The organism is Paraburkholderia sp. D15 (assembly GCF_029910215.1).
In the GTDB taxonomy this organism is placed as follows: Bacteria; Pseudomonadota; Gammaproteobacteria; order Burkholderiales; family Burkholderiaceae; genus Paraburkholderia.
Genome location: NZ_CP110396.1, coordinates 1,076,051 through 1,089,270 on the forward strand (window position 1 = coordinate 1,076,051; position 13,220 = coordinate 1,089,270).

The 13,220-nt window shown below is 62.7% G+C and carries 17 protein-coding genes; 7 read left to right on the plus strand and 10 right to left on the minus strand.

The window, feature by feature from the left end:
* Nucleotides 1-65: 65 nt before the first annotated feature.
* Nucleotides 66-1,967 (plus strand): potassium transporter Kup, encoded by a 1,902-nt coding sequence (locus tag LFL96_RS24610; protein ID WP_281003307.1) that lies wholly within the window; start codon nt 66-68, stop codon nt 1,965-1,967.
* Nucleotides 1,968-2,027: 60 nt separating this feature from the next.
* Here LFL96_RS24610 and LFL96_RS24615 read toward each other — a convergent pair whose 3' ends face one another.
* Together LFL96_RS24615 and LFL96_RS24620 are read right to left on the minus strand one after the other, a co-directional pair.
* Complete coding sequence (locus LFL96_RS24615) at nt 2,028-2,411, minus strand: VOC family protein (RefSeq protein WP_281003308.1); 384 nt, start codon at nt 2,409-2,411, stop codon at nt 2,028-2,030.
* A 59-nt stretch (nt 2,412-2,470) separates the two neighbouring features.
* Entirely contained in the window at nt 2,471-3,346 is an 876-nt protein-coding gene (locus LFL96_RS24620) for a LysR family transcriptional regulator (RefSeq protein ID WP_281003309.1), read from the minus strand.
* A 66-nt stretch (nt 3,347-3,412) separates the two neighbouring features.
* Between LFL96_RS24620 and LFL96_RS24625 the strand changes: the two genes are divergently transcribed.
* Nucleotides 3,413-3,892 (plus strand): cupin domain-containing protein, encoded by a 480-nt coding sequence (locus tag LFL96_RS24625; protein WP_281003310.1) that lies wholly within the window; start codon nt 3,413-3,415, stop codon nt 3,890-3,892.
* Nucleotides 3,893-3,985: 93 nt separating this feature from the next.
* Here the strand turns inward: LFL96_RS24625 and LFL96_RS24630 are convergent, their stop codons facing one another.
* A complete protein-coding gene (locus LFL96_RS24630) occupies nt 3,986-4,402 on the minus strand; it encodes a hypothetical protein (RefSeq protein WP_281003311.1) in 417 nt (138 codons plus the stop codon).
* Between LFL96_RS24630 and LFL96_RS24635 the strand changes: the two genes are divergently transcribed.
* Nucleotides 4,392-4,796 carry a hypothetical protein gene (locus tag LFL96_RS24635; RefSeq protein ID WP_281003312.1) on the plus strand — a complete coding sequence of 135 codons (405 nt, stop codon included), beginning with the start codon at nt 4,392-4,394 and terminating at the stop codon, nt 4,794-4,796. The two genes, LFL96_RS24630 and LFL96_RS24635, sit on opposite strands and share 11 nt — an antisense overlap.
* A 39-nt stretch (nt 4,797-4,835) precedes the next feature.
* Here the strand turns inward: LFL96_RS24635 and LFL96_RS24640 are convergent, their stop codons facing one another.
* Nucleotides 4,836-5,066 (minus strand): hypothetical protein, encoded by a 231-nt coding sequence (locus tag LFL96_RS24640; RefSeq protein WP_281003313.1) that lies wholly within the window; start codon nt 5,064-5,066, stop codon nt 4,836-4,838.
* Nucleotides 5,067-5,297: 231 nt separating this feature from the next.
* Between LFL96_RS24640 and LFL96_RS24645 the strand changes: the two genes are divergently transcribed.
* Together LFL96_RS24645 and LFL96_RS24650 are read left to right on the plus strand one after the other, a co-directional pair.
* Nucleotides 5,298-5,774: a DUF2778 domain-containing protein gene (locus LFL96_RS24645; RefSeq protein ID WP_281003314.1), complete on the plus strand. Its 477-nt coding sequence runs from the start codon at nt 5,298-5,300 to the stop codon at nt 5,772-5,774.
* On the plus strand, nt 5,774-6,043 hold the full coding sequence (locus LFL96_RS24650) for a hypothetical protein (RefSeq protein WP_281003315.1): 270 nt from the start codon (nt 5,774-5,776) through the stop codon (nt 6,041-6,043). Before LFL96_RS24645 ends, LFL96_RS24650 begins: the two co-directional genes overlap by 1 nt.
* 5 nt (nt 6,044-6,048) lie before the next feature.
* On the opposite strand, the gene LFL96_RS24655 is transcribed toward LFL96_RS24650, so the two are convergent.
* Nucleotides 6,049-7,059: a helix-turn-helix domain-containing protein gene (locus LFL96_RS24655; RefSeq protein WP_348638443.1), complete on the minus strand. Its 1,011-nt coding sequence runs from the start codon at nt 7,057-7,059 to the stop codon at nt 6,049-6,051.
* A gap of 81 nt (nt 7,060-7,140) precedes the next feature.
* Here LFL96_RS24655 and LFL96_RS24660 point away from each other — a divergent pair, with 81 nt between their 5' ends.
* On the plus strand, nt 7,141-7,617 hold the full coding sequence (locus LFL96_RS24660; protein ID WP_281003316.1) for a tautomerase: 477 nt from the start codon (nt 7,141-7,143) through the stop codon (nt 7,615-7,617).
* Nucleotides 7,618-7,643: 26 nt separating this feature from the next.
* Here the strand turns inward: LFL96_RS24660 and LFL96_RS24665 are convergent, their stop codons facing one another.
* Nucleotides 7,644-9,026, minus strand: coding sequence for an MFS transporter (locus LFL96_RS24665; RefSeq protein ID WP_281003317.1), 1,383 nt, complete (start codon nt 9,024-9,026; stop codon nt 7,644-7,646).
* A gap of 311 nt (nt 9,027-9,337) precedes the next feature.
* Between LFL96_RS24665 and LFL96_RS24670 the strand changes: the two genes are divergently transcribed.
* Nucleotides 9,338-9,970: a TetR/AcrR family transcriptional regulator gene (locus LFL96_RS24670; protein ID WP_281003318.1), complete on the plus strand. Its 633-nt coding sequence runs from the start codon at nt 9,338-9,340 to the stop codon at nt 9,968-9,970.
* 102 nt (nt 9,971-10,072) lie between these two features.
* Here the strand turns inward: LFL96_RS24670 and LFL96_RS24675 are convergent, their stop codons facing one another.
* Genes LFL96_RS24675 through LFL96_RS24690 form a run of 4 tightly spaced genes read right to left on the minus strand, consistent with a single transcriptional unit; the run spans nt 10,073 to nt 12,940 of the window.
* Nucleotides 10,073-10,831 carry a GGDEF domain-containing protein gene (locus LFL96_RS24675; protein WP_281003319.1) on the minus strand — a complete coding sequence of 253 codons (759 nt, stop codon included), beginning with the start codon at nt 10,829-10,831 and terminating at the stop codon, nt 10,073-10,075.
* Nucleotides 10,832-10,842: 11 nt separating this feature from the next.
* On the minus strand, nt 10,843-11,229 hold the full coding sequence (locus LFL96_RS24680) for a DUF1987 domain-containing protein (protein ID WP_281003320.1): 387 nt from the start codon (nt 11,227-11,229) through the stop codon (nt 10,843-10,845).
* Between the two features lie 20 nt (nt 11,230-11,249).
* Nucleotides 11,250-11,810 carry a SiaB family protein kinase gene (locus LFL96_RS24685; RefSeq protein WP_281003856.1) on the minus strand — a complete coding sequence of 187 codons (561 nt, stop codon included), beginning with the start codon at nt 11,808-11,810 and terminating at the stop codon, nt 11,250-11,252.
* 14 nt (nt 11,811-11,824) lie between these two features.
* On the minus strand, nt 11,825-12,940 hold the full coding sequence (locus LFL96_RS24690; RefSeq protein ID WP_281003321.1) for a SpoIIE family protein phosphatase: 1,116 nt from the start codon (nt 12,938-12,940) through the stop codon (nt 11,825-11,827).
* Nucleotides 12,941-13,220: the final 280 nt, after the last annotated feature.

The window sequence follows — 13,220 nt, forward strand, 5'->3', positions numbered from 1 at the left end:
ATTCGCGCAGGCGAGCGTCCTGTTCGCCGCCATCTTCGCAGCATTCACTTCGCTTACATCAGGCCATGTCCTCCTCCGCGACTTCCTCCTCCCACACTGCCGCCAAAGCCGCGGCGCCGAGCCTGGTGCTCGGTGCGATCGGCGTCGTGTTCGGCGACATCGGCACGAGTCCGCTCTACACGTTGCGCGAATGCCTGAAGGCTGCCGGCGGCATCACGCAAACCAACGTCTTCGGTATCGTCTCGCTGATTCTGTGGGCGATCATCGTGGTCGTCACGCTTAAATATGTCACTTTCGTGATGCGCGCCGACAACGACGGCGAAGGCGGCATTCTCGCGCTCACCGCACTCGCGTCGCGCGTTGCGCCGCCACGGCTACGTCGCGTGCTGTTGACGCTCGGCGTCTTCGGCGCGGCGATGTTCTATGGCGACTCGATGATCACGCCGGCCATCTCGGTGATCTCCGCGGTGGAAGGGGTGACGCTCGTCGATCCGCACCTCACCGAATGGATCGTGCCGATCTCGCTCGTGATTCTCACGGGCCTCTTCAAGATTCAGAAACGCGGCACCGGCGCGGTGGGCAAGGTGTTTGGCCCGATCATGATCGTCTGGTTCGTGACGCTGGCCGCGCTGGGTCTGTCGCACATCGTCACGCATGTGGACATTCTGCGTGCCGTGTCGCCGCTTTACGCCGTCGCGTTCGTTGCGCACGCACCGACCACTGCGTTCATCGTGCTGGGCTCGGTGTTTCTCGCGTTGACCGGCGGCGAAGCGCTCTATGCCGACATGGGTCACTTCGGCAAGAAGCCGATCAATCTCGCATGGCTCTTTCTCGTGCTGCCCAGCCTGGTTCTGAATTACTTCGGGCAAGCCGCGCTGGTGCTCGAAAAGCCGTCGACGATCGCGCAGCCCTTCTTCAATTCCGCGCCTGGCTGGGCGCTGGTTCCGCTGGTGCTGCTGGCAACGGCGGCCACCATCATCGCATCGCAGGCGGTGATTTCCGGCGCGTTCTCGATGACCAAGCAGGCGGTGCAACTCGGCTTCCTGCCGCGTATTCCGGTGGTGCACACGTCGTCGCACGAAATCGGCCAGGTGTACGTGCCGTTCATCAACATCTCGCTGTACGCGGCGGTGGTGTTCCTCGTCGTGTTCTTCAAATCCTCCGATAATCTCGCGGCGGCCTACGGTATCGCGGTGGCGTCGACCATGTTGCTGACGACCTTGCTGATGTACTTCATCACCCACGATCTATGGAAATGGAGTCCGCTGAAAACGGCGGCGGTGATCGGGCCGCTCGCGCTGGTCGACGCGGTATTCGTCTCGAGCAACGTCAGCAAGGTGATGGAAGGCGGCTGGTTCCCGCTGCTCGCGGGCGGCGCCTTATTCACGGTGATGACCACCTGGCACAAGGGACGCGAAACCCTGATGGAGCGCATGCGCAGCGACAACCTGCCGCTCGCCCCGCTGATCCATTCGCTGTGCGACGGCTCGCATTCGCCGCCGCGCACCAACGGCACGGCGGTGTTTCCGGGCGGCGTCGCCGGCATGGCGCCGAGCGCGTTCCTGCACAACCTGAAGCACAACGGCGTCATGCACCAGTACAACATCTTCATGGCCGGTACGACCGACAACGTGCCGCACGTGCCGGACGAACAGAAAGCCATCGTGGAAAATCTCGGCAACGGATGCTACTCGGTCGTGGTGCGCCATGGCTTCACCGAGATTCCAAACGTGCCTCGCGTGCTGGAGTTCGTGCAGAAACAGATTCCCGAATGGCACTACGAAGCGTCCGATACTTCGTTCTTCCTCGCCCGCGATACGGTACTCGCCACCGGAGAAAGCAAGGCGATGTCGCTGTGGCGCGAAAAGCTGTTTGCCTTTCTGGCCCGCAACGCGGCGCAAGCGGCGGAGTACTACAGCCTGCCCGCTAATCGTGTGGTGGAAATGGGCGGTCAGATCAATATCTGATGTGGCGGATCGAACGCGCACGCTGCGCGTTCGATCTTTCCCGCCTGCCCGCCGGTCCGGTCAGTGGCTGTCTTGCGCGATGTGCCAGAGCACGCCGGACGGGTCGAACACATACGCGACGCGCAAACCCCAAGGCTCGAGTTTCGGCGCTCTCGGCGCCTGCACGCCGTAGCGGCCGGCGAGATCGAGCGCATCGATGCGAGCCCACCATGCGTCGAGGTCGCGGACCATCAAATGCATCATGTAGTTGTTGGCGAACTCCTGCGAATCGAATTCCTGCAGCAGGAACGCGAACGGACCGAGCTGCATCGAGGCGATCTGCCCGCTGATCCGCGACGCGACGAAACCCAGATCCGTATAGAAACGCAGGCTCGTTTCGAAGTCTCTTGCCGGCAGGAACGACCTGAGGGAAACGACATCGGGGCTTGCGGTCTGATTGCTCATTGCTGTACTCCAGAAATGACGGTGGCGTAGTTATCTATCTATTCTTCAATTGCCGGCATTCAATTCGAAGCCGTCTCCTCCAGCAACGCCACGAAATGCTCGGAGAACTTTCTCACTCTCGAACTGATGTCCTTTCGCGACGGATAAACAATGAACAGGCCAATTTCCGGTGTAGCGGATCGGCCTTGATCGATTTCAATCAGCCGTTCTTCACGCACTTCATCTTCGCATAGATGAGCGGGAAGAAAGGCCGCGCCCCCGCCATCCAGCGCCAGTTGCTTGAGCAGCGCGAAGCTGTTGGCGGTGACGGCATGGTGGGATTTCGACTGCAGCGACGTTGCCGAATTCAACGCCTGCGCTTTGCCCGAAGGATCCTCGAACATCAATTGCGCAAGGTTCTCCTCGTTGCGTTCCCGCTGCTGCAAATAAGCCGGGCTCACGAACAGACCAAAGCGGAAACTCGCGATTTGTCTCGCGACGAAATCGTCGCTGCCGGGATTCCCACCCCGAATCGCAAGGTCGATGTTGTCGGACACGAAGTCGCTGACGCTATTGTCGACGATCACGTCGAAGCTCACGCGCGCATGCAGGGCCCGGAATGAGGCAATCGCTTGACTCAGCACATCTACTGGGAAATCGAGCGGCACGCTGATGCGGATCGAACCGTGCAGCGTCTTGTCGCCACTCGCGCCCGTGAACTCCGCCTCCCGCAATGTTCTGATGGCGGGTGCCACCTGATCGAAATAGATGCTGCCATCGTCGGTGGGCGCGATTTGCCGCGTGGTGCGGCGTAATAGCCGCGTACCGAGCCGCTTTTCCAGCGCGGCGACGCGTGCGCTGACCGTCGAGCGCGGAATGCGCAAGCGGCGCGCGGCCGCGGAAAAAGAACCGCATTCGAGAACCGTGACGAATGCCAGGCAGGCGTTGAGATCCATTGTCCATTCCATTGGCAGGTGCCGCCAATTTTAACGGTCTTTTTCGGCAGACCGGTTGCGCACAGAATGTCCGCACTGAGCCCGACTCATGGGTCAGATCAACCAGGAGTGCAATCGATCATGCAATCAGAGTTTTGCGAGGCAGCGGAAGTCGTTCAATTCGCCGGAATGACCGTTCAATTGATCAGCGGCGGCGACGCGAGTCCCGTCAGCGTCATGGATATGAACATCGCCCGGCACTGCGGCGCGCCGAAACACAAATCGCTCGATGAGGAAAAGATTTTCACCCTCGTCGAAGGGCAACTGGAATTCACGCTATGCGACACGACGCGCGTGCTCAATCCCGGCGACCGGGTCACGGTGGCGCGCGGCGATGTCCACGGGTTCACCAACCGGCTCGATCAGAACGCCCGCATGTTCCTGGTATCGACGCCGGCGCGCCATGACAGGTTCTTCCGCGCGATGGCGGCGCTGCCGGTGCCGCATAGCCCTGAATCGGTGCGAGCACTGTGCGCGACGTTCCGGCAGGAAATCGTCGGGCTGTGAGAGGCGGCGCCCGCAACCGCGCTGCACAGGCACGCGCGACGCCAGCCGGTACCGAGCGCTCCCGCGACTCGCTGCCCGGCAAGATGCCGCGCTTCAGGCCTCGGTGTCGATCATGCCGGTGGTCTGGCCGGACGCGAGCATCAGTTGGGCCAGTTCGGAGGTGGCCATTTCGATCGCGGAATTGATCGTCGACACCTCGCTTTGCAGGGTGCTCACCACGGTGGCCTGCACGCTGACCTGAGGCGAGTCGGCGGCCGCCTGGGCCGATTCTGCCGGTTGACTGCGCCGCGCACGTGCGGCCTGCGTGCTTTGAGCGTCGTCGGTCTGTGCGGAGCCGCCGGCTTGCGAGGCGCTACTGGACTGGATGGAGCCGACCGACTGAACGCCTTGCGACGCCGCGTGCGTAGCCCGCGTCTGCGAGCTCTGCGCTTGCGCCATTTCCGACTGGATCTGAGCCAGTTGCGCCTGCAACCGTTTGATCAAATCCTCGAGTTGCTGCATGGCGGACAAGGTCGAACTCGAACTGCTACTGCTGTCCGCACCGCCACCACCACCACCACCGCCGCCGCCCTTACCTGTGCCCTTGGCATGCGAGGCGGAAGTACCGCTGGTGGATGAACTCGACGATGTCGAAGCGTTCGTGCCGGACTGCGAGCCCGACGAGCTGGAGGAACTGGACGACGCCGAAGCGGCATCCGTCGTGGAAGAAGTGGACGTCGAGGCAGCCGTCGCGGCCGGGTTCGTGGTGCCGGTCGAACCGCTGCCGGTCGGCCAGGCGCTGGGACTGGTGGCGCTGGTGATCTGCATCGGCACACCTCCTTTGAACAATGCGATTCGTCGAGATTGGACAGACCGGACGGAATGCCCCTCAATGAATAACGGCTGTTCACGCTGCAAACTTTAGTGCCGCCGCCTTTCTTTTCGCGCGGTCTTTTACACGCAATTACGGCTTGTGCTGGCTTCGCGCAGAGTTCTTCCCCGAAGGCCACACGGCCGCGATCAGCCCGGCGATCACGCCGAGCACGCCGACGATCGCCATCAATCCCCCGCCGATATACGGCGTCAGCGACGCACCAAGCGCATTGGATTTACCGAGCAGCAGCAAGCCGCCGATCAGCGCGATCGATCCGCCGATCCCCCAGACGGCCGCCGCCGCGGCGAAAAAACGATTCATTGTGTCCTTGAAATGACGAATAGAGAGCTGCGATGTCATGTTCGCCGACTATGCGCTCGCCGCGTGACGCGCGCATGCGAATGAACGATGCAACTTCGAGACGGTGTTTGGGGGGATTGTACCTATCTAAAAACCAGAAAAATCCGCCCGTGATTTGGCTTGTGTCCGTGGGTCGATCCATTTTCTGCTTTGTAGCATGCATGTTTCAACGTTCAGAACGAAGATCTTCCTATGCCGGTTGCGTGCACGTTTAGCCTGAATTCCAAAACAACTTCCACGTTATTGTGTCCGGGCGCCGGATTTTTTACGGCGTTCTCCGGCACATCCACGGGACGAGACAATCCGAATGCCGTCGCACAGGAAAACCTCGGGCCACTGCCTCCGGGCCGGTATTACATCGTCGACCGTCAGAGCGGCGGGCGCGCTGGATGGATACGCGATATTGCTGCGGCAGTTTATGGAGCGGATCGCCGTCACTGGTTCATGCTCTGGCGCGAGGGAACGGGAGATACGACCATCATCAACGGCATCAAACGCGGAGCCTTTCGTTTGCACCCCATGGGGCCAGGTGGTTTATCCAAGGGATGCATAACGATAGTCAATCCCGATCGCTTCAAAGTACTGGCGGACTATCTGCACAAACAAGGTGCTACCCTACCGGTCCCAGGCACCACCCTCAAGGCCTATGGCTACGTGGACGTAAAGTAATGCGCATCGCTCGCTACACTGCAAACATTGCAGCGACACTGCTATTGGGCGTATTGCTTGCCCGATATGTCGTGAATCTGCCTGTCGAATGGCCTTGGCTCACCGGCTCGATACAGTTCGTATTACATCTTCTTGGCAACCGGGACTACGACAATCCAGACGACATGTTCGATCTCGCCGGTGTTGTGATTCTTCTCGCCTGCCTGCTGATCGTTGGCGTCGCTGTATGGCTTGTCAATCTGGCCTTGTACCGCCACCGGAAAACCTGAGTGTCTCACCCGCCCACCCTGAATTGCCGCGGCGTCGCACCCACAAGTTTTCGCATCATCCGCCTAAGCGCCGTGGCATCGCCGTACCCCACCTGCTCCGCGATCTGTTCGACGCTCATGCGACTCGTCGCGAGCAAGGTCCGCGCTCTGCCGAGCCGAACGCTCTGCAACAGATCCTGCGTGCTTCTCCCGGTCGCCGCTCTCACATGACGCGAGAGCGTACGCTCCGACATTCCGAAGCGCGCCGCCAGTTCGGACAGACCGGGCATGGCCGGCAACGCCGACTCCACATGCGCCACGATGTTGGCGATCAGATCGCTGCCGCTCGCCAGCAACGACGGCACGATGAACGGCGCCTGCGCATGCCGCGCGTCGAGCAGCAGCACGCGGGACACGGCATCGGCCAGCGCCGCTCCGAAACGCCCACGCACCAGATGCAGCATCAGATCTGCCTGCGCAAGCGCCGCCCCACCAGTCACCACGCCACGGTCCTCCAGCACCATGCGATCCGCGTCGACCGTGCAGGCCGGTTCCAGACCTTGCAGCAACGGCGCGAGCCACCATGACGTCGTGGCCCGGCGGCCGGTCAGCAAACCCGCCGCCTGAAGCAGAAACACGGCCGAACAGGACGCAGCGACCGTGCCGCCGCGGCGCGCGTGCGCCTGCAGCGCCTTGATCGCGACGCGCGCGTCATCGCGTTCGAGGCGCGCCGACAGCTCCGCCGGGCTATCCAGCCCAAGTCCCGGCACGATCCAGATCGAGCCGTCAGCGCGCGACGTTTTCGGCAAGGGCGTCGCGTCGATCGACAGGCCGTGCGAGAGCGGCACCTTCGCAACCGCGGCCGGACCTGCAACCGCATTTGCAACACCCCGCACGCGCCAGCGCGGCGCAGCCACGCCGACGCGCGCCGACATCGCGGCGGCGGCCGACAACATGTCGATGGTGAGTGCAACACTGGACGGATAGGCGCCTTCGAGTACCAGTATCGTGAAATCGTGCATTGGCTGGATACGCATGAAAAGCGCCTATTTGGACACTGTAATTCTGTCCAAACCTGCACTCTAATTCAAGCTCTCGAATCTAATTACGGAGCTTGCATGCCTAACATCGTCGCCAGATTTCCCAGAAACGCCTTTCCGGATGAGCATCGCGAAACGCTCGTACGCCTGCTCAACGAGGCCGCTGCTCAAGCCGAACAGATTCCCGACGACGCGAGAAAGCGTTTTCTGTGCTGGATCGTCATCGACGAAATTGCGCCGGGATTGTGGACCTGCGGTGGTATCGACGTGACTGAGCAGGTGTTGCCGTGCATGGTCCGTATCGACGTCCCGGCCGGTGTTCTCGACGCGGCCGCGCGAGCCCGCTACGTGCGTCTCGTGCACGATGCGCTGCGCACCGCCGCGCCGGCCGCCGAACGGCGCAAGCTGAGCACGTCGGTGATCGTGCGCGACGTGCCGGATGGCAGTTGGGGCGCGAATGGCGCAATCTGGCGGCTACCGGAATTCGCCGCCGCGGCGGGTTTTGAACATCTGCAATCCACGCTCGGCGCGGCGAAGTTGCCCACCGCAAGCTGACCATCCCACGCGTGGCCACGCGCGCGTCAACGCGAGCCGTGAGCGCGCGCCGCCATCCACCACACGCCAGCCGCGAACATCGACAACGTCACCACGATGCCGAGAATCAGATTCATCGCGGCCTGAAACACGTGGGCGGTCGAAATGAACGTGCCGAAGACCGCTACGCCGAGCGCCGAACCGCTCTGCCGCGCCGAATTCAACACGGCGGCGGCGATCCCCACACGCTGCCTGTCGACCGTGCCGAGCGCGGGCGAGGTCGCCGCCGGCGAAATGAAACCGGACGCCATGCCGATCGCGAGCATCGGCGCGACCGCGAGCCAGTATGGCGAATTCGCCGTGGCGAAACTCATGCCGAGCGCACCAAGCGCATAGAGCGCGAACGCGACGCACATCGACTCCCGCACGCCCAGCCGCTTCACGACCCGGCTCGACAGCAGACCGCCGAGCGCGACCATCGCCGTCATCGGCAGAAATGCGAGGCCGGTGTCGAGTGCGGAGTAATCGCGCGCCTGCTGGTAGAACAGGCTGAACGTGAACAGCATCCCGTAGAACACGAAGGCCGATATCATCGATACGAGCGTCGATGCCGAGAACAGCGCATTGCGAAAGAACTGCATCGGCAACATCGGATGCCGGGTACGAAACTCGACGACGAAGAACGTCGTCCACGCGGCGACGCTGATCGTCATACCCGCCACGATCGGCGCCGATTGCCAGCCCAGCCGGTGCCCTTCGATCAGCACCCCGATCAGGCTGGCGAGCGCAACGGCCACCGCGAGTTGCCCCGGTAGATCGACATGCCGTGTGCGCGACGACGCCGTCCGCTCGACCGGAGTCCGTTCGACCGCCTGCGCGAGCCAGACACCGGCCAGTCCGATCGGCACGTTGACGAAGAAGATGCTGCGCCAGCCGAACGAATGAATCAGCAGTCCGCCAATCAGCGGCCCCGATGCCATCGCCACGCCGCCACAACCCATCCACAGGCTCACGGCCGCCGCGCGGCGCGTGGGGTGCGGATAGGCGTCGTTGATCAGCGCGAGCGAGCACGGCACGAGCAGCGCGCTGCCGATGCCCTGCAACGCGCGCGCCAGACTCAGTGTCGCGAGGTTCGGCGCGCAACCGCATAGCACCGAGCCCAGCACGAACACCGTCAGGCCAGTGAGGTACACGTTGCGCGCGCCGAAGCGATCGCCGAGCGTGCCGCCCGTCATCAGCAGGCTCGCGAAGGTGAGCGTGTACGCGTTGACGATCCATTGCAGTCCGGCCACGCTGCTGCCCAACGTATGGCCGATTTCCGCCAGCGCGACGTTGACGATGGAGGCATCCAGCAACACCACCGTGTAGCTGATGCAGGTGGCGGCCAGCACACGGGATGCGGCGCCGCGGTGTATCGCGAGATCGGCCATGATCAGCGGCCGCCCGAATCTGCAGCGGCGGTTTTGAAGGCGACGCGGAAGCGAAGAGGCATGACCTGTCCTGATGAAAGAGAGTGAGGCCAGTGTAGAGGCCGCTCCCTTCCCGATGCTTCGACGCGAATCGAAGCATGATCACCGCGTCTGGCGCCACGACGCCCGACATGTCTCGCCACGCCACGCCAAATCATTGCCAAACGTCCCTAACAATGTGAGCATTGGGCTCATATTCCCCGGGAGCCACCAACTTGACCACCCGCCCATCCTCGCCCAATTCGTCGCGCGCATCGGCCCGTGTTTCAGCCATGCGCAAGGAACCGCGTCAGGCGCGATCGCGCGCCACGGTGGAGGCGATTCTCGTCGCGGGCGGTCTCGTGCTCGGGCGTCGCGGCTGGGCCCGTTTCACCACGAACGAAGTCGCGGAAATTGCCGGAGTCAGCATCGGCTCGCTGTATCAGTACTTCCCGAACAAGCTGATCCTGTCCCAGGCGATCACCGCGCGGCACTTCGATCAGATCCTCGCCGTGCTGCGGGCAATCGGCGACGCCACGCTGCCGCTTGCGCGGCGCGTGGAGCAATTGATCGACGGCATGATCGGCGTGCACAGCATCAATCCGGCGTTGCACCGGGTCTTGCTCGAAGAGGCGCCACGCGCACGCGGGCCGAAGTCCGTACACGAAAAGTTCGACGCGGAATACCTGGGTTGCTATGCGGCCTTGATTGCGCAATCCGGCGACACGCGCACGCAGGAATCGATCGATGCCGCGGCGCAGGTCATCTCGGCGGCTGTCTCCGGCGCGATTCACGATGCAGCGCATCGCGGCACGATAGGATCGCCCGCGTTGAAACAGGAACTGGTGGATATGATCGAAGCGTATCTGCTCAGATGCCGCCGGCGCGCGCGAACGGCGCCGGCCACGCCGAAGAAAGGCCGCTAGGGGCCATCAGACGGGAAACGCCAGGAGTCACCACGTTCGCAGCCGCGACCACAACAAGCGAGCGAGTCCGCGCCACGCCGTGCAGACGCTCGACCAGGCGCCTCAATCCCCGCCCGGCATCTCCGCCGAAACCCATTGCGGATCGGCAAACTCCACGCGATTCCGGCCGCCGCGTTTCGCCTTGTACAACGCCGAATCGGCCAGACCGTAAGCGGTATCGAAATCGGTCCGGGCTGGATTCGCGCTGACGCCGAAGCTCGCGGTAATGCGCCGGTTCACCGGCGCATCGAATACATGATTGCCGATCGCCGCGCGCATTTCGTCGGCGAGTTGCAACGCGTCGGCAAGGTCATAACCCGGCAGAAGTACCGTAAACTCCTCGCCGCCCACGCGGCCGATCGCCCCGCGCTCCCCAACGATGCGCCGCAGACACGCGACGATCCCCAGAATCACCGCATCGCCGACCGGGTGCCCGAAGTCGTCGTTGACCTTCTTGAACTCGTCGATGTCGAGCAGGATCATCACCGCGCGGTCGACCCGCAACGCCTTGATCGTGCGCTCGATCACCGCGCTGCGATTCAGCACGTCCGTCAACGCGTCATGCGTCGCGCGATACTGCAACTGCTGCGTCAGCGCATGCATCTCGCGCTCGGCGCGGTCGCTGCGGCCGATCAGACGGCGCGTCTCGCGCATCAGGCGTTCGAAATGGCCGATCAATTCGGCGAGCGCGACGCGGCACTGCTGCGGGTCCGCGTCGGCATGCGCATGGATCGCGCGCGCCTTTTCCAGCGCGTCGCTCTCGTTGCGGAACAGGTCCGGCGCGTCGTTCGCGGGTGTGTCCGATGAGGAAGAGGAGCCCACCGTAGCCGTCCTCAGGTTGCGACCGGGCAATCCGTGAACTGGATTGCCGTGAAATCGGCCTGCAATTCCTCGCCGAATTCGAGAATGGTTTCGTCCTCGGCATCGCGATACCAGCGCACCAGCACGCGATTGCCCGACGAAGCCGCCTGATCCAGCGCATCGAACACGCTGAACAGCATCTTGGTGCTCGAACTGTTGAAGTAAGTCAGCGTGACATCGACAGTGATGACCGCATCGTTGCGCGAGGCCAGATAGGCGCGCAACTGTTCGATGATCGGCGCGTAAAACGCGGCGGCGTTCTCGGGATAGGACTCGCCCCGGAACGTCAGCACGTTCTGATCGAATTGAAAATCGACTTCCGGCGACGTAGTCGTGGCGGCAATATAAAGATTATCCATGGCGCGTGGTCGTCCGTTGGTCAGATGATGGTCTTGAGGCAAAACAGCGTGGTTTCCGGCGCGTCCGTACGCGGATAGAACGCGAATTCCAGCGGCGCGCTCGCGTCGCGCGCCATGGTCAGGAAACCCAGCCCCGCGCCCTTGCTTTCTTCCGGCGTGTCGGCGCGCAAGGTGAGCTTGTACGCCTGCTTGATTTCGTCGACCGACATGCTGCGCAACGGTTCGAGCCGTTCGCGCAGGCTATCCACCGCCGTCGTCGCGATCGGATTCACGCACAGCATCAGATGACGGTCGCCTTCCGTGGTGATACACACCGCGCCCTCGCGGATCGCGCCGCTTTCGCCGCCCTCGACGAGCGCGTCGGACGAATAGTGCACGATATTCTGCGCGAGTTCGATGAACGACGAAAACAGTTTGCGCCGCGTGGGTCCGCTGACGCCGGCCACTTCCAGCTGCAGCTTCACGACTTCGCTCATGGCCGCGACGATGCTGTGGGAAAAGTAACCCTTGTGATAGAAAATCAGATTGCGCCGTTGTGCAAGTTCGAAGAACGCCGCATCCTGGTCGAGCTGTTCAAACATATTCATGGACTACCCTAAACGCGTGCAAAAAATAGCGTGACGTCGTCGCGGCGCACTTGCGCACCTTGCCAGTCCGCCAACGCATGTTGCAAACCGTCGCAGATGACGGATAACGATTCGGTACGGCGCTCGACGATCAGATCGAGCGCGCGGCGTTTGCCGAAAGCAATCTTGCGCGGACCGCCGATCTGATCGATCAGGCCATCCGTCGATACGAACAGCAGACTGCCCGGTTCGAGCGCAATGGTATTCAGCGCCCAGCCGTAGTCGGCCAGACTGTCCACGTAACCCACGCCCATGCGTTCGCCCGCGATGCTGTCGAAGCGTTCGGCATTCGGCCGCAAGACGTGCAGCGCGATGCGCGCGCCGGAGAAATGCAATTGCCGTTCGGCGGCGTCGAACCAGAAGAACGCGGCATCGAGACCGTCGTTCGATTGCGGCGACTCGCCGGTGCCGTTGACCTGTCCCAGCAGGCTTTTCACGTTGCGGTTGACTGCCGCGAGCAGCGCGGCCGGATCGCGCGGGCCGAGCCGTTCCAGCGCTTGCGACAACGAGGCCGACGCGAGCAGCGTCATGAACGCGCCCGGCACGCCGTGACCGGTGCAGTCGGCGACCGCGCCGAACCAGCCGTCGCTGAAGGTGGCGAAGTGATAGAAATCGCCGCCGACCACATCGCGCGGTTCCCACACCAGTGCCGCATCGGCCAGCATCGACGAGAGCGCGTCACGCGAGACGCGCAGCATGGCCTGCTGGATCACGCTCGCGTACTCGATGCTCTGCATGATCTGGCGGTTCTTCTCGGCCTGCATTTCGGCCACCGCGCCCAGCAGTTGAAAGCCGCTCGCGAGGCCGGCGAAACGGCCCGCGCGCGTCACGATGAAACCGTCGGACAACGCCTTGTTGCCCACCTCGACAGTCTTGAAGGTCAGGGCTTCGATGCTCATGTCGGCGTCGACGATGAGCGGCTCCTTGTCCATGAACGCGATGCAGCTTTTCTTGTCGTAGAGTTCGCGATGAAACGGCTTGCTCATCTGCGACAGGAAAATGTCGCGATTGATCAGTCCGATCGGCCGCTCGCCTTCCAGCACGGCAAGACTGAGCATATCGCGGCGCGCATAGAAGATCTCCATGGCGAGCGAGTTCGAATCGGCCGCGTCGATGGCGGGAACATCCTGGCACAAATCGCCGGCGCAACGCGGGCTTGCGGCGACTCCGGGGCGGCGAAACTGCGCAAGCGCGGGGTGCATTTCGTGACTACCCGATGAACGAGAAATGAGCACGCTAATGCGCCAATATGTCAGTTTCGTTACCGCCAGTAATTAAAGAAAGCTTCCTCGAAACCCCGGCGGGATGCGGCCGCGCTGCAGGCCGCGCCGCAAACGTTTTCCTGTCCGATAGCGGCCTCGCAGG